The following is a 21,612-nucleotide window of genomic DNA, read 5'->3' on the forward strand; positions in this document are numbered from 1 at the left end:
AATTTACCTTCATCGTCATTCCATGGCCTCACGGATCAGATCATCCGCCGCTTCGGCCAAGAGGACATCATGCGCCTCGCCCGGCACCGGCACCTTGCCGATTTCCAGCATCACCGGCACGGCGAGCGGCGAGATGTGATCCAGCGCCCGATGGGTGATGTGGCCCTTGATTCGCTTCAGCATATCCCCAAGACGGCCGATATCCAAAAGTCCCGTCGCCGCATCCTGCCGCGTCGCCTGCATCAGGATATGATCGGGCTCATGGCTGCGCAGCACGTCATAGATCAGGTCGGCTGACACCGTCACCTGCCGGCCGGTCTTTTCCTTGCCGGGATGGCGGCGCTCGATCAAACCGGCAATGACGGCGCAATTGCGGAAGGTGCGCTTCAGCAGGAAGGATTCATCGAGCCAGACTTCAAGATCGTCGCCGAGCATGTCCTCATCGAAGAGATCGGACAGGCTGAGGTGGCCGTTGGCGATCATCACCCCCAGATCCTCCAGCCCCCAGATCCCAAGCGAATAATCGGTGGCGACGAAGCCCATCGGCTTTGCCCCTGCCCGCTCCAGCCGCCGCGTCAACAGCATGCCGAGCGTCTGGTGCGCCAAGCGCCCTTCGAAGGGATAGGCGACCATGTAGGCGCGGCTACCGCGCGGAAAGGTCTCGACCAGCAACTCGTCGCGCTTCGGCAGCATCGACTTCTCTTTCTGGATTTCCAGCCAGTCGCGCACCTGATCCGGCAGTTTGCGACGACGATCGGGATCGGCGATCATCGTTCGCACCTGATCGGCAAGATAGGTCGACAGCGGAAACTTGCCGCCGGCGTAGGACGGGATTTTCGGATCCATGGAGAAGGCCTGCGAGGCCAGGCATTCATTCTCGCGGATGCCTTCGAAGCGCAGCACCTTGCCGGAGAACAGAAACGTGTCGCCAGGAGAAAGCTGTTCGAGGAAATATTCCTCGACCTTGCCAAGCGACGCCCCCCCTCGCCCGAGCGATCCCAACGCGTTGCGCTTGACCATGCGGATATTCAGCATCGCCTCTTCGACGATGGTGCCGAGGTTCAAGCGATATTGCTGCGCCACCTGCGGGTTGGAGACCCGCCAGCGGCCCTCCGGCGTCTTGCGGATGCGGGCATAGCGCTCATAGGTCCTGAGCGCATAGCCGCCAGTGGCGACGAAATCGACGATGCGCTCGAAGGTCTCCCAGGAAAGATCCGCATAGGGCGAAGCGCTGCGAACCTCCTCATAAAGTTCCAGCATGTCGAAGGGTTCTGCGCAGGCCATGCCGAGAATATGCTGGGCAAGGACATCGAGCGCGCCGGCACCGACCGGCGGCGTATCCTGCGCCCCGACATAATTGGCGTCGAGTGCCGCCTGGCACTCCATCACCTCGAAGCGATTGGCGGGCACCAAAATCGCCTTCGACGGCTCGTCCATGCGGTGATTGGCGCGGCCGATGCGCTGGGCAAGGCGGCTCGCACCCTTCGGCGCACCGACATGGATGACGAGATCGACATCGCCCCAGTCAATGCCGAGATCGAGCGTCGAGGTGGCAACGACGGCGCGCAGCCTGTTGGCGGCCATGGCGGCCTCGACCTTGCGGCGCTGGCCGACATCAAGCGAGCCGTGATGCAGCGCGATCGGCAGATCGTCGTCATTCGCCGACCACAGCTCCTGAAACAGCATTTCCGCCTGCGAGCGCGTGTTGACGAAGAGCAGCGTCGTCTGATGCTCCTTCAGTTCGCGATAGATATCGGGGATGGCGTATTTGGCGGAATGGCCGGACCAGGGGATGCGTTCGTCGGTCGCAAGGATCGAAATATCCGGCTTGGCACCGCCCTCGACCATGACCAGGCCGGCATGTCGCTCCGCCCCCTCCTCCTGCGCCACCAGCCATTTCTGCAAATCCATCGGCTCGGCGACGGTGGCGGAGAGACCGATGGTCTGCACGCGTGGCGCCAGCTTGCGGATGCGGGCAAGACCGAGCGACAGCATATGGCCGCGTTTCGAGGTCACCAGCGAATGCAGCTCGTCGAGGATGATATATTTCAGATCCTTGAAGAAGCGCTCGGCCTCGCGGTTGGCGAGCAGCAGCGCTACCTGCTCTGGCGTCGTCAGCAGGATGTCAGGCGGATTGAGCTTCTGGCGCTGGCGCTTGCCGCTTGGCGTGTCGCCGGTACGATTTTCGACCGAGACCGGCAGGCCCATTTCGGTGACCGGCTTCATCAGATTGCGCTCGATATCGACCGCCAGCGCCTTCAGCGGCGAGATGTAGAGCGTGTGGATGCCGGTGAAAGCGGAGCCCGGCGGGATCTTACCACGACGCGTCAGGTCGGTGAGGGACGGCAGAAAGCCGGCCAGCGTTTTACCCGCGCCCGTCGGAGCGATCAGCAGCGTGCTCTCGCCAGCTTCTGCTCGGGCCAGCAACTCCAATTGATGCGCGCGCGGCTGCCAGCCCTTTTCCGCGAACCAGCGGATGAAGGGGGCAGGCAAGGCAAGACGGTGCTCCGGGTCGATCTGGTCCACGTTGCGAAAGTAGCGGGAAATTCGCGAAAAAGAAGAGGTCTTGACTCACACGATAATCACGGATAAAAAATATCCATGATATAAAAAGGACATGGTGATGAAGCTCGGCGAAGGTGTGGAACAGGCGATACACAGCGTTGCAGTGCTCGCTGGGCTGTCCGAAGGCGGCGTGCTTTCGGCGGCGGCAATTGCCGAGTTTCATGGGGTGTCGGTGAGCTATCTCCTGAAGCATCTGCAGGCCCTCTCCGGCGCCGGCATTCTCGACACCGTGCCTGGCCCCAAGGGCGGCTACCGGCTAGCGCGGCTGCCGGAAGACATCACTCTGCTCGATATCGTGCTGGCAGTCGAAGGACCGGCGCCCGCCTTTCGCTGCGCCGAGATCCGCCAGCGCGGGCCGAACCCACTGCCGGGCAAATATTTCACCAAACCCTGCGGCATCAGCGCGGCGATGCTGGCCGCCGAGAGGGTCTACCGCGCCGAACTGGCGAAAACCGCCATCGCCGACATTCTGGCCGATCTCGCGGAAAGCGACGACGGCTCCATCGCGGCAAGAGGCTGTGCCTTCCTTGCCCTCAATGAACGCAGAACCAACCGATAGATCGAAAACCCAAGGAGAGAACCATGCATCCTCGTCTCAACATCGCCAAAGCCTCGCCCGAAGCCTACAAGGCCGTCGTAGCCCTTGAAAACTATGTGCAGACCTCGGGCCTGGAGCGCCGCTTCATCCACCTGATCAAGCTGCGCGCCTCGCAGATCAATGGCTGCGCCTATTGCGTCGACATGCACGTCAAGGAATCGCGGCATGACGGTCTTAGCGAGCAGTGGATCAACCTGATGTGCGTCTGGCGGGAATCGCCGGTTTACGACGCCCGCGAACGCGCCCTGCTCGGCTGGGTCGATGCCGTTACCAAAATCGCCGAAACCGGCGCGCCGGATGCGGATTTCGAGGTGCTGAAGCAGCATTTCAGCGAAGAGGAGATCGCCAAGATCACCGTTGCGATCGGCACGATCAACGTCTGGAACCGGCTCGCCGTCGGCTTCCGCTCGCAACATCCGATCGACGCGGCAAGCAAGGCCGCCTGAGGGCAGTCTCCAAAAACAAAAAGCGCGGGACCGAAATCCCGCGCTTTTTTATTTATGTCGATCTCGGCAAACCGAGGCCGGAAACACTTAGGCAGCAGCCGAAGCGAAGCCTTCCGTCGGGACTTCCGAGATGGTCTTCAGAACCTGCGAAGCGATCTGGTAGGGGTCGCCCTGCGAGTTCGGACGACGATCTTCGAGGTAGCCCTTGTAGTCGTTCTTCACGAAGGAATGCGGAACGCGGATCGAAGCACCGCGGTCGGCAACGCCGTAGCTGAACTTGTTCCACGGAGCCGTTTCGTGCTTGCCGGTCAGACGCTTGTCGTTGTCCGGGCCGTAGACGGCGATGTGGGCGTCGAGGTTCTTGTCGAACTGAGCCATCAGCGCTTCGAAATAGGCCTTGCCGCCGACTTCGCGCATGAACTTGGTCGAGAAGTTGCAGTGCATGCCCGAGCCGTTCCAGTCGGTGTCGCCGAGCGGCTTGCAATGGAACTCGATGTCGATGCCGTATTTTTCCGTCAGGCGCTGCAGCAGGTAGCGAGCCATCCAGATCTGGTCGGCGGCGCGCTTGGAGCCCTTGCCGAAAATCTGGAATTCCCACTGGCCCTTGGCCACTTCGGCGTTGATGCCTTCGTGGTTGATGCCGGCTTCAAGGCAAAGGTCGAGATGCTCTTCGACGATTTCGCGAGCGATATCGCCGACATTGCTGTAGCCGACGCCGGTGTAGTACGGGCCTTGCGGAGCCGGGTAGCCAGCTTCCGGGAAGCCGAGCGGACGGCCGTCCTTGTAGAAGAAGTATTCCTGCTCGAAGCCGAACCATGCGTCTTCATCGTCAAGGATGGTCGCACGGCTGTTGGACGCGTGCGGCGTAACGCCGTCCGGCATCATGACTTCACACATGACGAGTGCGCCGTTGGTGCGAGCCGGGTCCGGGTAAATGGCAACAGGCTTCAGCACGCAATCCGAGCTGCGGCCTTCAGCCTGCAGCGTCGACGAACCGTCGAAGCCCCAGAGCGGCAGCTGCTCAAGCGTCGGAAAATCGTTGAATTCCTTGATCTGCGTCTTGCCACGCAGGTTCGGTACTGGGGTGTACCCGTCGAGCCAGATATACTCGAGCTTAAATTTAGTCATTACGCACCTCATAGAGTTAATCAGGCGAAGCAGAAAAATTAGAAGGCGCGCCCGCCCAAAAATCTTCACTACAAACGGCTGACCAACACCATGCATGTGACATGCCAGATTCCACCGCTGCAGCGCTCAATTCGAGAAAAACGTGCAGTTCCGAGTCAAATCGAGCCGGCTTTCGACTGCCACGCGTCCGATTCTCTCAAAATCCTGAACTATTTGCGGGCAAATCGCTGACAACTTGTCGCAGCGCACCAGATTCGAAGCAGCGCAGCAATCTGGCGAGCAAAACCCACGATCGGCGGCCATAAAAGCTCAAAATTGCCCATAATTTCAACGTTTTGCATTTTTTTTATGCAAACACCTGAAAAATGGGCTCCAACTCTGCTATATATAAGTTGTCTCTTGAAGCGCGACCGCTTGAGCATCAAAAGGGAGAGACATCGTAATGGCCATCAGCCCACTGCACGAAACGGCAAAGATTTTTCAGTTCCCCATCAAGGCCCGGACCATTCCCGCCGGTCATCGTAGCCATGTGAACCTCAATCCCGATATCGGCCCGCGCGTCGCGGTGGTCGATTTCGACAGCTGGTATCACGAAGCCGCCGTCGCGGACTCCGACACGACCCGCAAGCAATAGGGTTAGCCGATTTAAAAGGCGATGTAGCGATCCGACCGATGGTTGATCGCGACGAAGAGATTGAGCGCGACTGCGCCCAGCACCGAGCAGATGACCACGAACGGCGTGGTCACCGTAAAGGCGACCGCGAGCACGCACATGTCGACCGCAAGCTGGACAAGCCCGGCGCGTATCCCGAAACGTTCCTGAAGATAGATGCCCAAGATACCGACGCCGCCCAGGCTGGCGCGGTGGCGATAAAGTGCGAGCAGCCCGAAACCGAGCAGGACGCCGCCGAGCAGCGCCGACCAGAAGGCATTGATATGGGCGATTTCCAACAGTCGCGGCTGCAGGTTCGTCAGCAGCGAGGTCAGCGCGATGGCGATGAAGGTCTTGATGGTAAAAGCGCGGCCAAGCTGCTTCCAGGACAGATAGAAGAACGGCAGGTTGACGACGAAGAAGGCCAAGCCGAAATTCACGCCGATCGCGTAATGCAGCAAAAAGGCGATGCCCGCCGTGCTGCCCGTCAAGAGGCCGGCACTCGACAGGCAAAAGAGCCCGAGCGACGATATCAGGCTGCCGGACAATATCCCCTGCACATCCTCGACCAGCGAATGCCGCGTAGCGGAAGTGTTCCAGACGCCAAAAGCGCTCTTCAGGCTCGCCATGATACTTTTCCCTTTATTTTTCGGGATTCTGCCAAAAAACGGAAACGACAATCAAGCGGAATATGTAAGGAGTACTGACCTATCTGAACTTTGCAAGATTCGAACCGTCAGGCGGTTTTCCGCGTAACGAACAGAATGCCGTGCACCGGTTTTCCGCCATCCATGCGAATGACGCTGCGAGCCAGATTGTGGACGACAAAGCCATGGTCGGCCAGAAGCGCCCTGACATAGGCTTCCGAATGGGCGAAGCGCAGCGAATCCCGCAAGAGATAACCTTCCGCCTCCTGCGCATCCTCGACCGAGAAAGCAAACACGGCTTCGGGAGCTGATAGCTCCGCGACGATCGCCATGACGCCCTGGAGATTGCCGAGATACATCAGCACGTCGGCGGCGGTGATCAGGTCCGCGCGAGCCGGCGCAAGCCCACCGTCGAACACACCGGACAGGGGCGGCGCCAGCGACAGGTCGGCCTGGGCGAGATGGTCATAGACGCCCTTCTCCGCCGCCTTGGCGAGCATACCCTTCGACAGATCGAACCCTTCCAGCCGATCGACCCGCGCACGGATTTCCGGGCCAAAGAGGCCGGTACCGCAGCCGAGATCGACGGCATGGTGAAAATGCGCCGGCATGTCGGCCGTTTCGGCAATCAGGGCGCTGAGTTTCTGCGGCACGGTGTAGCCGAGCTTTTCGACCAATGACGTCTCGAACCGGTCGGCATAATCGTCGAACAGCCGTTCGACATAGCGGCTCGGCGGCTGTTCTGGCAGCTCGGCCGCACCCAGAACGGCAAGTTTCAGCCGCGCGCCGAAGACATCGCCTTCATCGAGCACCAGAACCTCGTTCAGCGCTGCGACCGCGCCCTCGGCATTACCAGCCTTTTCGCGATAGGTCGCGAGATTGAACCAGCCCGCAGCCCAGGATGGCGCCAGCTCCAGCGCCTGCTCCATCAGCTCGGCAGCGCTTGCCGGCTCGCCGCTTTCGGCAAGCATCTTCGCATAGTCGGCGCGACGGTCGGCAATGACGTCGCCGGAGGAAAGCTGGCTCGGCAGCATGATCAGGGTCCTGTTTGACCTCCGCCTTTGGACGCGGCCACAAAAAAACTCAAGTCCTATTTCAGGCAGACACCTGTTTCAGGTGAGCGCTGAGGCAAAAGCGCTTGCGAGTCACGGGTCGCAGCCCTATCTCAGGACCGCTCTACAGGCATTATGGAGACGTCAGCATGTCCGATCAGATGAACAAGTTCCTCGGCGACTCGCCCGGCCGTACGCTGGTGAAGCTTATCATCGTGTCGCTGATCGTCGGCTTCACGATGAAATTCTTCGGTTGGCGTCCGCTCGACTTCCTGTATGGCGTCCGCCGTTTCCTGCTGGATCTCTGGCACAGCGGCTTTGCCGCACTCGGCGAGTTCGGCGATTATCTGGTACTTGGCGCCACACTTGTCATCCCGCTCTTCATTCTCCTCCGCCTCTTCAATTATCGTCGTTGATATGATCCCCAAAACTCCGTCTTTCACGCGGCGCCATGCGCTGCGCCTCACCGGCCTTGCGCTCGCCGCCATGGTTGCCAGCTGCGCCACGGCGCCGAGCCATGTCTCCAACATACCGGCCAGTGACCAGACGGCTTCCGCGCTGCCGCTCGTCAATGCGCTGCGCGCCAAGAATGGGTTACCACCGCTGAAGATCGATACCGCCGCCAGCTCGGCAGCCATCTACCAGGCAAGGCGCATGGCCGACGCCGGCAAGATGGAGCACCTGATCGGCATCGGTGACAACTTCGGCACGCGCGTCAAATCCAGCGGCGTCAATCTGCCGGCCGCCGAGAATATCGCCGAGGGACAGAAGAGCGTCGACGCCGCGGTGACGGCCTGGATCAACTCTCCGAAGCATTTGCACAACATGCTCGGCAAATATGATGGTCTTGGCGTCGCTCTCGCCTATACCCCCTCTTCCGGCGGCAGGCCTTATTGGTCCATGGTGCTCTCCTCGAACTGAGGAGAGGCCGACCGGACATGGATCAACAAGCACGCGGCGGCAAAGTCCAGCCCTTTGACGTGACACACCGGCTGGTGCTGTCCATCGCCCTTCCGATGACGCTCGGCTTCATCACAACACCCTTACTCGGCATTGTCGGCACGGCTGTCGTCGGACAACTCGGCCAGCCGGACGCGCTGGCGGGTCTGGCGATCGGCGCCATGCTCTTCGATCTTATCTTCTCAAGCTTCAACTTCCTGCGCGCCTCGACCACCGGCCTCACGGCGCAGGCCTTTGGCCGCCGCGACCGGCATGAGCAGCAGGCGATTTTCTGGCGGGCGCTGCTCTCGGCGCTCGCATGCGGCATCCTGATCGTCCTGTTGTCACCCGTCCTGCTCTGGCTCGGCATCAAGCTGATGGGGCCGGAGGGTGGCGTTGCCGAGGCGACGCGCACTTATTTCTCGATCCGCATGCTTGCCGGCCCGATGGCGCTCGCCAACTACGCCATTCTCGGTTTCGTGCTCGGGCGCGGCCAGGGCCGCATCGGCCTGCTACTGCAAACAGTGATCAACGGCGTCAACATCATCCTCGCCCTCACGCTCGGCCTCTGGCTTGGCTGGGGTGTGGCAGGCGTTGCCTGGGGTACGTTGATCGGCGAGGCGGCCGGCACGCTTACCGGCCTTGCCATCGTGCTCAGAAGCTTTTCCGGCGAGCCGCGGCCTGCCCGCACGGAACTGCTGTCGCGCGCCAAGCTCACGCAGCTCTTCGCGCTCAACCGCGACATCCTCATCCGCACCTTCGTGCTGCTCGGCGCCTTCACACTGATGACCCGCATCGGCAACGGTTTCGGCGCGGTGACGCTCGCGGCCAATGCGGTGGTGATGAACTTCCTGCTGCTGTCCGCCTATTATCTCGACGGGCTCGCCAATGCCGCAGAGCAGATCACCGGGCGCTCGATCGGTGCCAATTACCGCCCGGCCTTCGAGCGCGGGCTGAAGCTGACCGGCCTCTGGTCCTTCGGGCTGGCGTTTGCCGCGGCCCTGTTCTTCTTTGCGGCCGGCCCGGCGCTGATCCGCCTCCTGACAACCTCCGAGGAGGTCCGCTCTGCCGCCGGAGCCTACTTGCCCTGGGCCGCCATATCTGGGTTGACGGGTGCGCTCGCCTTCCTGATGGACGGCGTGTACATAGGCGCCACCTGGTCGAGTGCGATGCGCAACCGCATGCTGCTATCCTTTGCCGGCTATCTGGTTGCCCTTGCGATCCTCGTGCCGACGCTGGGCAATCACGGCCTGTGGCTGGCCATGAATGCTTTCCTGCTGTTTCGCGGCCTTTTCCTGATCATCGGCCTGAAAAAGCGGGTCGATCAGACGTTCCGATCGGCCCAGTAATCCAGCTTGCTGTCGCGCAACTCGCGGATCGAGGCGACGCTTTCGCGATCGAGCAGCTTCGGCAGGCCGGCAACGACGCGGCCCGGCAGGCCTGGCCCCTCATAGACCATGCAGGAATAAAGCTGCACCAGATCGGCCCCTGCCTTGATCTTCTCCAGTGCCGTCTCCGCCGAGGAAACACCGCCGACGCCGATGATCGGCAGGGCCGCGCCGACACGCCGGCGCATCTTGGCGAGCACGACCGTCGATCTTTCGAACACCGGCTTGCCCGAGAGGCCGCCTGCTTCCTTCGCCTGCGCCTGATCCTTCAGACCATCGCGCGAAAGCGTGGTGTTGGAGACAATCAGCCCGTCGAGCTTATGCACCAAAACTTCGGCGGCAATGTCGTCCATGCCCTCTTCGGTCAGATCCGGTGCGATCTTCAGGAAGACCGGGATCTTTTTGCCGGCCTTGGCGGCTTCGTCGTCGCGCGCGGCAAGCACGGCCGCGAGCAATGCCGACAGGCTTTCGCGTGCCTGCAGATCGCGCAGGCCCGGCGTATTGGGTGAGGAGATATTGGCGGTGAAATAGCGCGCCACGGAATAGAAGCGGCGGATGCCGGCGACGTAATCGGCGATGCGGTCGGCGCTATCCTTGTTGGCGCCGATATTGACGCCGATGATGCCGTTCCCACGGATCGGCCGAAGACGCCGGAGAGCGGCGTCGTGGCCTTCATTGTTAAAGCCGAGGCGGTTGATGACGCCCTCATCCTCGACCAGCCGGAAGATGCGCGGGCGCGGATTGCCGGGCTGCGCCTTCGGGGTCACCGTGCCGATCTCGGTAAAGCCGAAGCCGAGCTTCAGCAGTGCTTCCGGCACCTCGGCATTCTTGTCATAGCCGGCGGCCATACCGATGGGATTGGCGAAATCGAGCCCGGCCACGGTCTGGCGCAGGCGGGGATCGTTGCTAACTAGGCATGTAGGCACTAGGCCGGACTTAAGGGCAGCGATAGACATGCCATGCGCTGTTTCCGGATCGAACATAAAGAGGCCGCGCCGGCCGAGATCGCGTAGAGCGCCAATCATTCTGAAATCTCCGGAAAGACATGCGCGCCGTCGGGGCCGAGTGGCAGCGGCTTTTCCCAAAGCACGGCCGAAAGCGGGAGCGGCGCATAGAGATGCGGGAAGAGATCTCCGCCGCGCGAGGGTTCGAACACCAGTCTGTCACCAAGAGCATCGCCATCGATCGCCACCAACAACAGCCCTGTCTGGCCGGCGAAATAGAGCTCCGCGGTTTTCACCGCCTGCCTGGCCGTGGACAGATGGATGAAACCGTCGGTCAGGTCGATTGACGCGCCATGAAAAACGCCGGTTTGTCTGGCTTGCTGCCAGAGCGTATCCGGCACGATCTTGTAAACCACTGGCATCGCGGTCATCATCCCCGTGTAAACATGTACTGATAGGGCTTTGCACGAAAACCGACGCCGATGTCCACGGTTTCCGTGGTGGATTTAGGGTTTTAACGCAGAAAATCCGGAGGATGACATGACGAAGGAAATCGTAACGGGCCTCGCAGCCCTGCTCCTGCCCGCCACTCTTCTTCTTAGCATACCAAGCCAGGCGGCCGAGCCGGACGCAACGCGCTTCCAGCTCGAGCGCAGCGGCGATCATTTCGTCCGCCTCGACAAGCAGACGGGCGCCATGTCGATCTGCCAGGATCAGAACGGCAATCTGGTCTGCCGCATGGCCGCCGACGAGCGCGCCGCCTATGACGATGAACTCGACCGCCTCTCCGACCGCGTCACCAAGCTGGAAAAGACCGTGGCCTCAAGCAGCGGATCGACCCTACCGAGCGACGCCGATGTCGACCGCACACTGGGCATCATGCAGAAATTCATGCGTGGGTTCATGGGCATGGCCAAGGAGTTCCAGAACGAGGAGCCCGGCAACAAGGCGCTGCCGCAGAAAACCTGAAGCCTGCGGAACTAGACCGTTGGCTCATAAGCGCGCAACTACAGTCGCATTGACCGAGCTGGACAATGGCCAGGAAGTTGTCGGCGAGCTTGTCGTAGCAAGTAGCAACGCAGCGGGAGATGATTCATCTTGGAGAAGCTCAGCTATTAGACGACCCACTTGCGGAAATTCAAGGCGCAGTTAGATTTACCTGCATGGCACTTTGGCAGTTCGTTTTTGACCTTATTCCGTCGTCAGCCGCCACCATCAACGGGGTGGTTGCTGCACGTATGAACCGCGATCAGCTTGATGCGATTGAACTGAATTTTTCCCGGCCAAACGTCGAGGCAATTTTTGAACATGTCGGCATGATGCTACCGGAAAAGCAGTCTTGGGCACCCGACCTGCGCATCTGGGGGGATGAGAAGACCGACGATGTGCAGATTTACCTTCAAGGGGCGACGATTGAGGGTGTACAGTTTCGGTTAAACGTACCTGATCTTTCCCTACCGCTCGTCGGTAAAATTTGCGCGCTCGCGCGCGAGTTCGACTGCGTTTTGGCGACTAGGAACGGAGCTATCATCCGACCCAACAGCCAGACGCTCGTCCGAGCGATCACACAGTCCGGAGCTACCCGCTTTGTAAGCGATCCGGAGCGCTATCTGCGTGAAGTTATCCAACGGGACGCTGAGCCTGAATGATGTCCGCCTCCCGATATCGATCATTCATGATTTATAGGTTTACAGCCTGAAAGCGAAAGCAAGGGGATAAAGGACCTTATTCCTACCCCGGTCTTTACTCGCAAAAAAGCCTCGGTTAACCTTTCCTTAAAGGTCAAACGCCGGATATCCGGCTTCCGGGTGCTGAGCGGCGATGCTGTCACATGAGCAGATATGGAGCGCGATCGACAAGCTTGCCGAGCGCTATGCCTTGACGCCATCGGGCCTTGCCCGGCGCGCCGGCCTCGACCCCACCTCCTTCAACAAATCGAAGCGGTTGAGCCAGGATGGACGTTTGCGCTGGCCGTCGACGGAATCGATTGCCAAGGTACTCGGCGCGACCGGGGCCAGCATGGAGCAGTTTCTCGGCATCCTGCGTCCAGTGGAGAGAGGCGATGGCAACGCGGATCATGCCTCTTCACCACCGACAAGCTCCATTCCGCTGCTTGGTTTCGCCCAGGCCGGCTCAGGTGGCTTTTTCGACGATGGCGGCTTTCCGGCCGGTCAGGGCTGGGACATGGTGGAGTTTCCGGCGGCACCGGGACAGAAGGGCGGCGTCTATGCGCTGGAGGTACAGGGCGAAAGCATGCTGCCGCTCTATCGCGACGGCGACGTGCTGATCGTCGAGCCGGGCGCGCAGATCCGGCGCAACGACCGCGTCGTGGTCAAGACCCGCGAGGGCGAGGTCATGGCCAAGGTGCTGGCGCGGCAAAGTGCTAAGTCGATCGAACTGCTGTCGCTCAACCCCGAACATCCCAATCGCAACTTCGATCTTGCGGATGTGGAATGGATCGCCCGGATCATCTGGGCCAGCCAATAGGAAAGTTTTCCCGCTATGCGTCGTAATATTTGGCTTGCAGGTGTGGCAGGTGCCGTGGTCGGTTCGTGGCTGACCCTGGTGGCGGTGCAGGTGAACGAGCACGGTTTCCATCTGCCAGGTCGCGGAGAGAGCAAGGTTGAAGCGGCGGCATCGAAAGCGGCGCCGATCGAAGTCGCGCAGGCCGATATCACGCCGGCGCAGACGCTTATCGATACCGCGCCCAAAAAGACATTGCCCATAACGGCCGGCACCGTCGTTCCGGCAACGGCTGTCACGACGGAGACAACAGCCACGAAGAGCGAACCGCCCGCCGCAACCTCGACATCCGCGCCTGCGGTAGCGCCGGCCGATCAAGATAAATCGTCCGCGGCGACGCCAGCAACGGAGCCGCAGGACACGCCGCCCGCGCAGCTAACGCAATCCGAAACGACGCCGGCGAAGGTGCCTGACGCCCAACCGGCTCCGAAAGATGCGACTGACGCCAACACCATAAAGACCGAGACAGATAAGGCTGAGCCGAAACAATTGCCTTCGAAACAAGTCTCGGTGGATCAGCCCTCTCCCCAACAAACACCTTTGGATCAAACGAAACCGGAGCAAGCATCGCCACCCCCGGCCCCTGCCGACCAGGCCGACAGGGCAGCGGCGGCGGCTGCCCGCCGGACCGTGCCCATGACGCCATCCTCTCAGCAGGCGTTGCCCGGCGACAGCCAGACGCCGAGCAATGACCAGAAGCAAGCCGGAGGGACGGAGCCCGTGGAGCTGACACGGCCGTCTTCCGATCGCGCCGGCATGCTGACCGTCGGCAACAGGAGCGTGCAGCTTTCCGGCATCGTTCCGACCGATGTCGGTCGGATGTGCGCCGGGTCTGATGGCAAGAGCTGGCCGTGCGGGACAGCGGCACGCACCGCGTTCCGCATGTATCTGCGCGGCCGGATCATCGATTGCGACCTGCCAAGCGCGACCTGGCAGGGCACGGTGACGGGACACTGCCGCTATGTTCGCATCGACCTCAGCGAGTGGCTCGTCCGTTTCGGCTGGGCAGAACCGGAGGCCGGATCGCCGCTGGAGGCCGTTGCGGAACAGGCGAAGCAACAGAAGCGCGGCATCTATGGCGACGACCCGCGCAAGGGCCGGAAATCGACGCTTGCGCCGGCTCCGGCCAAGGAAGATCCGCTTAATCCGATCTGACGCCACGCTTCCGCCACCGCCTCTTGTCATGAGAGACATGACTTTCTAGTCTGCCGCCAGTTTCAAAGGATTTTGTTTCGTTATGAATAAGCCGCTTTCCGCCCAAGAGGCCCTGATCTACGTCATGGTCATGGCATCCGCCGTCGACCGAACGATGAACGACCGGGAGATGACCCGGATTGGCGAGCTCATCCATGCGCTGCCGGTCTTCAAGGGCTTCGATGACGAAAAGCTGATCGATGTTTCGCGCGACTGCGCCAAGCTTCTGGCTGGCAGCGAAGGGCTCGATATCGTGCTGGAAACCGTGCGCGACACCTTGCCGCCGCGCCTCTACGACACCGCCTATGCGCTGGCCGTCGAGGTCGCTTCCGCCGATCTCTCGGTCAAGGCCGAGGAGCTGCGCCTGCTGAGCCTGCTGCGCGACCGCCTCGATCTCGGCAAGCTGACCTGCGCCGCCATCGAGCGCAGCGCCATTGCCCGCTACCGCAAGGGCTGAAAAGCCCACTCAATACAATCCGTAAGGAAAATAGCGCAGATAGATTTCCTGCAGCCGGCCATTGCGCGACAGGGTCGCCAGGGCATGGTTGATCGCCGCCGTCAGATCGGCGTCCTGCTCGCGCAACATGATGGTCATGCCTTCGCCGAGGAATTGCTGCGAGAGGTAGGGGCCGTCGAACAAGGCGCAGCATTTTTCCGCTGACGGCGACGACACCCAGAAGGAAAGCTGCAATCCATCGGCAAAGCCGGCATCGACCTTGCCGTCCTTGACGGCCGCCAGAAGCGCGTCCTTGTCGTCGAAGGGTACAGGCTTGATCGCCGGAAAGAAGGCTGAGAGCATCGCTTCATGCGTCGTGCCCTTGACCACACCGACCGAATGGCCGGCAAGGGCAGCGGCCGTGCGGCCATCGATCGGGGCCTTGAGATTGCGGACAAACCGGGCGGGCAGCATCAGGAAGGGGCGCGAGAAGGCAAAACTCTTGCGCAACTCCGGCGTTACCGCGACGCCGGCGATCACCGCATCCCCCTGCGACGCCGAAAGTGCGCCCTGCAATTCCTCGAAGGGCAGCGCCTGGATCTGGCATTTGTCCGATATGCCGAGTTCGTCGCAGATCTCGCGGGCGAGATCGACATGGAAGCCTGAGAGCTTGCCGTTCTGATCGGCGAAATTGAAGGGCGGGAAATCGACGGAGGTCAGGAAGCGCAGCCTGACCAGCGTGGAAAGATCCGGCTTCGGCAACCGTTCGCGCGCATCGAAGAGAACCGGCAGGCTGGTCGACGGCGCCTGCTGCGCAGCGACAGGCATGGCACAGGAGACGGCCATCAGCACTGCGCCTGTCAAGGATCTCGCCACGGATATCAACGACGAAAGACAAACGCGCATGACGATGACTAAGCCTCCTGTCAGGTGTTCAATTTCCTGATTTCAAGACGGGTGTAACAGAGTCATGCAGAAGGGGGAATATCGCGCTGTGCCAAGAACCAGAAACGCCTGGTCCTGCATGGCAACATGATCAAGCGCAAAGGCAGCGTTGCTTAGCGACCTGCTATCCGTTTTGGGGGCGGAAGCAATTCGAGTTTAGCAGGGGCGGCGTTGCCCTTGTCCCCTCGCCGCCTGACCAGTTTCGCGGGGGCGCCGACATAGATGCCGTAGGGCACGGTCTTTCCTTTGACGACAGCATTGGCGCCGATGACGCAGCCCTTTGCGATATGGGAGCCGCCGAGGATCTTCGCTCCGGCGCCGATCCAGACATCGTCCTCGATGACGACAGGCTTCTTGGTGACGCCCTGCATGCGGATCGGCTGCGTGACATCATCGAAATTGTGATCGAACGACACGACCATGGCATGGGCGGCGATCCGCACGTCATTGCCGATGGTGATGTCGCCGCGTCCAAGCAGAATGGCATAATCATTGAGGGAGACATGATCGCCGATCTCGATGCTGCCACGCTGCGCGTCGATGACGACGCCTCTGCGGATAAAGGCCCTCTCGCCGATGCAGACGCTGCCATCCTTCCAGATGATCGTCGTACCGCGCGGCACCTTCGTGCGGCGGGATATCCGCAGCACGCCGCGCGTGAAGATGGCCTTCAGTCTGTAGAATGACGCAAAGTTGAGCATCTGGTCCGTTCCGGTTAGGAACGACCTTCTGTCATGGTTGTCTGTCAGCAGCCTGAACAAACGAGGGTTTTGTTGCGGCGGCATCCAATCCTGATACGCGCGGCTCGGCTCAAAGCGGTGAAATCGGAAGTTCCCTGCCTGTCATGAGCTTGGAGCGGAGGAAAGCTGGAGCGGGTGAAGGGAATCGAACCCTCGTATTCAGCTTGGGAAGCTGCTGCTCTACCATTGAGCTACACCCGCCTGATATCCGGAGATGTCCAACAGTTGCCGGCCTCTGTCAAGGCCGGCAGGTGACCAATCACAGACGGAAGTGCTTCGACAGCTTCAGGCCCTGCGCCTGATAGTTCGAGCCGAGGCCGGAGCCGTAGAGGCTGGTCGGCTGTTCCAGCATGTGTTCGTAGACCAGGCGGCCGACGATCTGACCATCTTCGAGGATGAAGGGGACTTCATGGCTGCGCACTTCCAGCACGGCGCGGCTGCCACGGCCGCCGGCGGGTGCGTGGCCGAAGCCTGGGTCGAAGAAGCCGGCATAGTGGACGCGGAACTCGCCAACTAGCGGATCGAAAGGCGTCATCTCGGCGGCATAATGCGGCGGCACATGCACGGCTTCGCGCGAGACGAGGATATAGAACTCGTCCGGATCGAGGATCAGTTCGGTGCGGCCGCGGCTATAGAGCGGCTCCCAGAAATCGTAGATATCGTGCTGCGCCTTCTTGTCGACATCGACGACGGCGGTGTGGTGCTTGCCGCGATAGCCGATCAGGCCTTCCTTATCGCCGGCAAGGTCGATCGACAGGGCGATGCCGCCGCCGTTGACGTTCGGCTGCTTACTGGCGACCAGCGTTTCGCTGGCATGCAGCGCCATCAACTCCGGCTCGTTCAGCAGTGCCTGGCCGACGCGGAAACGGATCTGCGACAGGCGCGAGCCGCGGCGCACCACGATCGGGAAAGTGCGCGGGCTGATCTCCAGATAGAGCGGGCCGGAATAGCCGGCCGGGATCTTGTCGAACTCCTGCGCCCGGTCGGTGATGACGCGGGTGAAGATATCGAGGCGGCCGGTCGAGCTTTTCGGATTGGCCGACGCCGACATATCGGCCGGCAGGTCGAGACGCTCCATCAAGGGCACGATGTAGACGCAGCCGGTTTCCAGCACGGCACCTTCGGACAGGTCGATCACATGCAGCTTCAGCCGGTCGAGCTTGTCGGCGACGAGATGCGACGGGCCGGGCATGAAGCTGGCGCGGACGCGGAACGCATGCGCGCCGAGGCGAAGGTCAAGGCTCGCCGGCTGGATCTGATCGTCGTCCAGTTCCCGTTCGCTCGTCAGCCGCCCCGCTTCGAAGAGCGCGGCAATGGCGCGATCAGCCAAAATTCCAGTATTGCGAGCCATCATGCCTTTTCCATAATTTGCCGCAGACAAAACCAAACTCAGGGAATTGACGCAAGCGGTCAACGGCAGTATTGCAACTTATCCCGTGGTGATTTGGCCGGTCGGCTTGCAGCCACGTTAAATAAGTGGCTAAAAAGACCGGGTTGAAAACCGGTCTGCAATTGCGGCCGGTTTTTTTGTTTTGAAAGTGGTGATGGCATGAGCAAGACTTGGCGCCCCGCAACCCAACTCGTTCACAGCGGAACGCTCCGCTCGCAATTCGGCGAGACATCCGAAGCGATCTATCTGACCCAGGGCTTCGTCTACGACACATCGGAAGCCGCCGAGGCGCGCTTCAAGGGTGAGACCGACGGTTTCATCTATGCCCGCTATGGCAGCCCGACCAATGACATGTTCGAAAAGCGCATGTGTGCGCTCGAAGGCGCGGAAGATGCACGCGCCACCGCCTCGGGCATGGCCGCCGTCACCGCGGCTATTCTCTGCCAGCTGAAGGCCGGCGATCACATCGTTGCCGCCCGCGCCCTGTTTGGCTCCTGCCGCTGGGTCGTCGAGACGCTGGCGCCGAAATACGGCATCGAATGCACGCTGGTCGACGGTCGCTTCACCGAGAACTGGGAAAAGGCGATCCGGCCGAACACCAAGGTCTTCTTCCTGGAAAGCCCAACCAACCCGACGCTGGAAGTGGTGGATATTGCCGCCGTTGCCAAGCTCGCCAACCAGATCGGCGCCAAGGTCGTGGTCGACAACGTCTTTGCGACGCCGCTGTTCCAGAAGCCTCTGGAACTCGGTGCCCATATCGTCGTCTACTCCGCCACTAAGCATATCGACGGCCAGGGCCGCTCGCTCGGTGGCATCATCCTCTCCGACAAGCAGTGGATCGACGAGAACCTGCAGGATTATTTCCGCCATACCGGTCCGGCCATGTCGCCGTTTACCGCCTGGACGCTGCTGAAGGGGATCGAGACGCTGCCGCTGCGTGTCGCCCAGCAGACGGCAAACGCCGCCAAGATCGCCGATTTTCTGGCCGATCAGGGCAAGGTCGCCAAGGTGATCTATCCCGGCCGCAAGGACCACCCGCAGGCCGATATCATCGCCAAGCAGATGACCGGCGGCTCGACGCTGGTGGCCTTCGAACTGAAGGGCGGCAAGGAAGCGGCCTTCAAGCTGCAGAACGCGCTGGAGATCGTGAAGATCTCCAACAATCTCGGCGACTCGAAGAGCCTGATCACCCATCCGGCCACCACCACGCACAAGAACCTCACCGACGAGGCCCGCGCCGAACTCGGCATTTCGCCAGGCACCGTGCGCCTCTCGGCCGGCATCGAGGACGGTGACGATCTGGTCGAGGATTTCGCCCGCGCGCTGGCGCAGGTTTCGGCCTGAGTTTTGTCATCCAAACCCGCCCGGATCTCGTTCGGGCGGGGCGGCTTGCCTTGACAATAGGCATGCCGGATAGCTTAGGCCAAGGCCAATTAACCCTTGGAACTAGCCTTAGTCCCTGAAAAGCCGTATGATTTACCCGTTATAGGGGTTTTCACCGATCCGTTCCTTGACGGATCAGGTTGTGTATAGGATACCGCTAGATGTCCCGCTTTCGTGGGATCATGGAAAGCGGAGCAGATGCCCTAGACTTAAAATGCTGGAGCGTCCGATGTGCGTTTATTGGAACGCACGACGTTTCGGAGTAATGACCAAGGTGTCAGGCATGTATCGCGCTCTAACACGGGATATCGAAGTCGTCGTCGAACCTTTTTATCTGGAGGAGCAATCCGATCCGGATGACGACCGCTATGTCTGGGGTTATCGCATCGTCATTTCCAACCACTCCACGGTCAATGTCCGGCTGGTGACGCGCTATTGGCACATCACCGATCAGAACGGATTGGTGGACGAAGTGACCGGACCTGGCGTCGTCGGCGAACAGCCACGACTTGGCCCCGGCGATACCTACGAATATTCGTCAGGCTGCCCGCTCGATACGCCATCGGGCATGATGTTCGGCCATTATCAGATGGAGACGGACGACGGGGAACTCTTTCACGTCAAGATCCCCGCCTTCTCGCTGGATACGCCCAACCTGCTGCGGACGCTGAACTAAGCCCGATCAGGCTTCCTTTACCTCGGAGACTTCGAAGCGATAGGTGGTCGAGCAGAACTCGCAGGTGACAGCAATTTCGCCATTCTCCTGGCTCACCTCGATTTCCTCGGCGGAAAAGCCCTGCAACACGCCCTTCAGCTTGTCGCGCGAACAGGTGCAGCGATCGAAAACCGCCTTCGGTTCATAGACGCGCACGCCACGCTCGTGGAAGAGACGGAACAGCAGACGTTCGGTGCCGACCTGCGGGTCGGTCAGTTCGTCGGCATCGATCGTCTCGACCAATGACCGGGCTTCCTCCCAGGCGTCGTCCTCGACATGATGGCGCGGATTGCTATCGCCGTCGCCGCCATGCAGATCCGGCTGGCGCATGCGCTCCGGTGCTTCCGGCAGGAACTGCGCGATCAGCCCGCCCGCCCGCCAGCGATGGCGCGGCTTGCCGGCCTCGTCGCGATCGAACAGTTCGGCGGCACCCAGGCGAACGCGGGTCGGGATCTGTTCCGACTGACGGAAATACGTCCCGGCGATCTCTTCGAGCGAGGCGCCGTCAAGCGCCACGATCCCCTGATAGGGCTGGCTGTAGCGACCCTGATCGATAGTGAAGGCGAGCACGCCCTTGCCGAGCAACTGCTCCGGCTCGGTTTCGCCGGCGGCCACGGCCTTTGCCAGCGCCTCTTCATCGAAGCGGGCATAGGCGCGGACATTTTCCGGCGTGGCGAAATCGGCGACCAGAAGATCGACCGGTCCGTCGCCCTTGGTCTGCACGGTGAACTTGCCCTCGAACTTCAGCGAGGTGCCGAGCAAGACGGTCAGCACCACGGCCTCGGCCAAAAGCCGGGCAACGGGGGCCGGATAATTGTGCCGGGCGAGAATTGCGTCCAGCAAAGGCCCGAGCTGCACGGCGCGGCCGCGCACATCAAGACCTTCGACCTGAAAGGGAACGACATGATCGTCGCCGGCAAAATCGAATTGACCCAGCGAGGCTGCACTTTCCGCCATTGCTATACTCCTACTGCGCCCGCGGCATCAAACTCGCGGTTCTATATCCTCAGATCGCGCCCAGGCACCAAGCAAGAATCGACTTTTGCGCATGAAGGCGGTTTTCCGCCTCATCGAAAACAACGGATTGCGGACCATCGATCACTTCATCCGTCACTTCCTCCCCGCGATGCGCAGGCAGGCAATGCATGAACAAAGCGTCCTTGCCGGCCTGTGCCATCAAAGCCTGGTTGACCTGATAGGGCTGGAAGACGTTGTGACCGCGAGCCCGGTGTTCCTGATTCATGGAAACCCAGGTATCGGTTACCACGCAATCAACGCCAGCGACCGCACGGTCGGCATCATGCGAGAGCATGATTTCGGCGCCCTGGTTGCGGGCCCAGTTCAAATAGTGATCCTTTGGCTCGGAACCAAGGGGTACGGCCATGTTCATGCGATAGTCGAAGCGGGCGGCCCCCTCGATCAGCGAATGCAGCACATTGTTGCCGTCGCCGGTCCAGGCAATGGTCTTGCCCTTGATCGGGCCGCGATGCTCCTCGAAGGTCATGATGTCAGCCATGATCTGGCAGGGATGCGTGTCATCGGTCAGCGCATTGATGACCGGCACGGTCGCATGTTCGGCCAGCTCCAATAGACGCGAATGCTCCGTCGTGCGGATCATGATGGCGTCGACATAGCGCGACAGCACCTTCGCCGTATCGCCGATCGTCTCAGCCCGGCCAAGCTGCATCTCGGTGCCTGACAGGAACAACGTCTCGCCACCGAGCTGGCGCATGCCGACATCGAAGGAAACGCGGGTTCGGGTGGAGGGTTTCTCGAAGATCATCGCCAGCATCTTGCCGGCAAGCGGCTTGTCGGCCGTGCCCGCCTTTAGCGCCTGCTTTCGCACGATGGCATCATCGATGATGCTGCGCAGATCGGCAGCCGCGACGGCCGAGAGATCGAGAAAGTGTTTCGGAGAAGCCATGTT

The 21,612-nt window shown here is 61.0% G+C and carries 24 protein-coding genes, 1 tRNA gene and 1 riboswitch; of the genes, 13 read left to right on the forward strand and 12 right to left on the reverse strand.

Going from position 1 to position 21,612, the window contains the following annotated elements; translation table 11 throughout:
- Window positions 1-15: 15 nt before the first annotated feature.
- The gene (locus AC1RO0_RS21965) at window positions 16-2,526 is read right to left on the reverse strand and encodes a ligase-associated DNA damage response DEXH box helicase (protein WP_498594890.1); all 2,511 of its coding nucleotides are present in this window, start codon (window positions 2,524-2,526) and stop codon (window positions 16-18) included.
- Between the two features lie 97 nt (window positions 2,527-2,623).
- Here AC1RO0_RS21965 and AC1RO0_RS21970 point away from each other — a divergent pair, with 97 nt between their 5' ends.
- Together AC1RO0_RS21970 and AC1RO0_RS21975 are read left to right on the forward strand one after the other, a co-directional pair.
- The gene (locus AC1RO0_RS21970; protein ID WP_498594891.1) at window positions 2,624-3,124 is read left to right on the forward strand and encodes an RrF2 family transcriptional regulator; all 501 of its coding nucleotides are present in this window, start codon (window positions 2,624-2,626) and stop codon (window positions 3,122-3,124) included.
- A gap of 23 nt (window positions 3,125-3,147) precedes the next feature.
- Complete coding sequence (locus tag AC1RO0_RS21975) at window positions 3,148-3,609, forward strand: carboxymuconolactone decarboxylase family protein (RefSeq protein WP_498594892.1); 462 nt, start codon at window positions 3,148-3,150, stop codon at window positions 3,607-3,609.
- An 87-nt stretch (window positions 3,610-3,696) separates the two neighbouring features.
- Here AC1RO0_RS21975 and AC1RO0_RS21980 read toward each other — a convergent pair whose 3' ends face one another.
- Window positions 3,697-4,737 carry a glutamine synthetase beta-grasp domain-containing protein gene (locus tag AC1RO0_RS21980; RefSeq protein WP_498594893.1) on the reverse strand — a complete coding sequence of 347 codons (1,041 nt, stop codon included), beginning with the start codon at window positions 4,735-4,737 and terminating at the stop codon, window positions 3,697-3,699.
- A gap of 442 nt (window positions 4,738-5,179) precedes the next feature.
- Between AC1RO0_RS21980 and AC1RO0_RS21985 the strand changes: the two genes are divergently transcribed.
- The gene (locus AC1RO0_RS21985) at window positions 5,180-5,371 is read left to right on the forward strand and encodes a DUF2735 domain-containing protein (protein WP_498594894.1); all 192 of its coding nucleotides are present in this window, start codon (window positions 5,180-5,182) and stop codon (window positions 5,369-5,371) included.
- Window positions 5,372-5,382: 11 nt separating this feature from the next.
- Here AC1RO0_RS21985 and AC1RO0_RS21990 read toward each other — a convergent pair whose 3' ends face one another.
- Entirely contained in the window at window positions 5,383-6,018 is a 636-nt protein-coding gene (locus AC1RO0_RS21990) for a YitT family protein (protein WP_498594895.1), read from the reverse strand.
- A 107-nt stretch (window positions 6,019-6,125) separates the two neighbouring features.
- Complete coding sequence (locus AC1RO0_RS21995) at window positions 6,126-7,070, reverse strand: class I SAM-dependent DNA methyltransferase (protein WP_498594896.1); 945 nt, start codon at window positions 7,068-7,070, stop codon at window positions 6,126-6,128.
- Window positions 7,071-7,237: 167 nt separating this feature from the next.
- Here AC1RO0_RS21995 and AC1RO0_RS22000 point away from each other — a divergent pair, with 167 nt between their 5' ends.
- Genes AC1RO0_RS22000 through AC1RO0_RS22010 form a run of 3 tightly spaced genes read left to right on the forward strand, consistent with a single transcriptional unit; the run spans window position 7,238 to window position 9,376 of the window.
- On the forward strand, window positions 7,238-7,504 hold the full coding sequence (locus AC1RO0_RS22000; RefSeq protein WP_007695617.1) for a DUF6460 domain-containing protein: 267 nt from the start codon (window positions 7,238-7,240) through the stop codon (window positions 7,502-7,504).
- A 1-nt stretch (window position 7,505) separates the two neighbouring features.
- The gene (locus AC1RO0_RS22005; protein ID WP_498594897.1) at window positions 7,506-8,009 is read left to right on the forward strand and encodes a CAP domain-containing protein; all 504 of its coding nucleotides are present in this window, start codon (window positions 7,506-7,508) and stop codon (window positions 8,007-8,009) included.
- 17 nt (window positions 8,010-8,026) lie between these two features.
- The gene (locus AC1RO0_RS22010) at window positions 8,027-9,376 is read left to right on the forward strand and encodes an MATE family efflux transporter (protein ID WP_498594898.1); all 1,350 of its coding nucleotides are present in this window, start codon (window positions 8,027-8,029) and stop codon (window positions 9,374-9,376) included.
- On the opposite strand, the gene AC1RO0_RS22015 is transcribed toward AC1RO0_RS22010, so the two are convergent.
- Together AC1RO0_RS22015 and AC1RO0_RS22020 are read right to left on the reverse strand one after the other, a co-directional pair.
- Window positions 9,352-10,440 carry a quinone-dependent dihydroorotate dehydrogenase gene (locus AC1RO0_RS22015; protein WP_498594899.1) on the reverse strand — a complete coding sequence of 363 codons (1,089 nt, stop codon included), beginning with the start codon at window positions 10,438-10,440 and terminating at the stop codon, window positions 9,352-9,354. The two genes, AC1RO0_RS22010 and AC1RO0_RS22015, sit on opposite strands and share 25 nt — an antisense overlap.
- Window positions 10,437-10,793: a DUF952 domain-containing protein gene (locus AC1RO0_RS22020; RefSeq protein ID WP_498594900.1), complete on the reverse strand. Its 357-nt coding sequence runs from the start codon at window positions 10,791-10,793 to the stop codon at window positions 10,437-10,439. The genes AC1RO0_RS22015 and AC1RO0_RS22020 overlap by 4 nt, the downstream gene beginning before the upstream one ends.
- Window positions 10,794-10,899: 106 nt before the next feature.
- On the opposite strand from AC1RO0_RS22020, the gene AC1RO0_RS22025 reads away from it, so the two are divergent.
- The 5 genes from AC1RO0_RS22025 to AC1RO0_RS22045 all read left to right on the forward strand — a co-directional run bounded on the left by AC1RO0_RS22025 (window position 10,900) and on the right by AC1RO0_RS22045 (window position 14,533).
- Window positions 10,900-11,328, forward strand: coding sequence for a hypothetical protein (locus tag AC1RO0_RS22025; RefSeq protein WP_498594901.1), 429 nt, complete (start codon window positions 10,900-10,902; stop codon window positions 11,326-11,328).
- A gap of 119 nt (window positions 11,329-11,447) precedes the next feature.
- Entirely contained in the window at window positions 11,448-12,008 is a 561-nt protein-coding gene (locus tag AC1RO0_RS22030) for a hypothetical protein (protein ID WP_498594902.1), read from the forward strand.
- Window positions 12,009-12,180: 172 nt separating this feature from the next.
- Window positions 12,181-12,846, forward strand: coding sequence for a S24 family peptidase (locus tag AC1RO0_RS22035; RefSeq protein WP_498594903.1), 666 nt, complete (start codon window positions 12,181-12,183; stop codon window positions 12,844-12,846).
- 15 nt (window positions 12,847-12,861) lie between these two features.
- Window positions 12,862-14,037 (forward strand): thermonuclease family protein, encoded by a 1,176-nt coding sequence (locus AC1RO0_RS22040; protein WP_498594904.1) that lies wholly within the window; start codon window positions 12,862-12,864, stop codon window positions 14,035-14,037.
- Window positions 14,038-14,119: 82 nt separating this feature from the next.
- On the forward strand, window positions 14,120-14,533 hold the full coding sequence (locus AC1RO0_RS22045) for a tellurite resistance TerB family protein (RefSeq protein WP_498594905.1): 414 nt from the start codon (window positions 14,120-14,122) through the stop codon (window positions 14,531-14,533).
- Between the two features lie 9 nt (window positions 14,534-14,542).
- Here AC1RO0_RS22045 and AC1RO0_RS22050 read toward each other — a convergent pair whose 3' ends face one another.
- The 4 genes from AC1RO0_RS22050 to AC1RO0_RS22065 all read right to left on the reverse strand — a co-directional run bounded on the left by AC1RO0_RS22050 (window position 14,543) and on the right by AC1RO0_RS22065 (window position 17,551).
- Window positions 14,543-15,358 carry a transporter substrate-binding domain-containing protein gene (locus AC1RO0_RS22050; RefSeq protein ID WP_498595006.1) on the reverse strand — a complete coding sequence of 272 codons (816 nt, stop codon included), beginning with the start codon at window positions 15,356-15,358 and terminating at the stop codon, window positions 14,543-14,545.
- 212 nt (window positions 15,359-15,570) lie between these two features.
- On the reverse strand, window positions 15,571-16,158 hold the full coding sequence (locus tag AC1RO0_RS22055) for an acyltransferase (protein ID WP_498594906.1): 588 nt from the start codon (window positions 16,156-16,158) through the stop codon (window positions 15,571-15,573).
- Window positions 16,159-16,324: 166 nt separating this feature from the next.
- Window positions 16,325-16,398: transfer RNA gene (locus tag AC1RO0_RS22060), tRNA-Gly, on the reverse strand.
- Between the two features lie 58 nt (window positions 16,399-16,456).
- The gene (locus tag AC1RO0_RS22065; protein WP_174050288.1) at window positions 16,457-17,551 is read right to left on the reverse strand and encodes a 2'-deoxycytidine 5'-triphosphate deaminase; all 1,095 of its coding nucleotides are present in this window, start codon (window positions 17,549-17,551) and stop codon (window positions 16,457-16,459) included.
- Between the two features lie 72 nt (window positions 17,552-17,623).
- A riboswitch (SAM riboswitch) is annotated at window positions 17,624-17,702 on the forward strand.
- A gap of 44 nt (window positions 17,703-17,746) precedes the next feature.
- On the opposite strand from AC1RO0_RS22065, the gene AC1RO0_RS22070 reads away from it, so the two are divergent.
- Together AC1RO0_RS22070 and apaG are read left to right on the forward strand one after the other, a co-directional pair.
- Window positions 17,747-18,931: an O-succinylhomoserine sulfhydrylase gene (locus AC1RO0_RS22070; protein WP_498594907.1), complete on the forward strand. Its 1,185-nt coding sequence runs from the start codon at window positions 17,747-17,749 to the stop codon at window positions 18,929-18,931.
- A 322-nt stretch (window positions 18,932-19,253) separates the two neighbouring features.
- A complete protein-coding gene (gene apaG, locus AC1RO0_RS22075; RefSeq protein ID WP_498594908.1) occupies window positions 19,254-19,646 on the forward strand; it encodes a Co2+/Mg2+ efflux protein ApaG in 393 nt (130 codons plus the stop codon).
- Window positions 19,647-19,652: 6 nt separating this feature from the next.
- Here the strand turns inward: apaG and AC1RO0_RS22080 are convergent, their stop codons facing one another.
- Both AC1RO0_RS22080 and argF read right to left on the reverse strand, forming a co-directional pair.
- Window positions 19,653-20,642, reverse strand: coding sequence for an Hsp33 family molecular chaperone (locus AC1RO0_RS22080; RefSeq protein ID WP_498594909.1), 990 nt, complete (start codon window positions 20,640-20,642; stop codon window positions 19,653-19,655).
- Window positions 20,643-20,691: 49 nt separating this feature from the next.
- Entirely contained in the window at window positions 20,692-21,609 is a 918-nt protein-coding gene (gene argF, locus AC1RO0_RS22085; protein WP_498594910.1) for an ornithine carbamoyltransferase, read from the reverse strand.
- Window positions 21,610-21,612 lie beyond the last annotated feature (3 nt).

It is taken from the genome of Rhizobium sp. GW821-FHT14E12 (assembly GCF_058803745.1).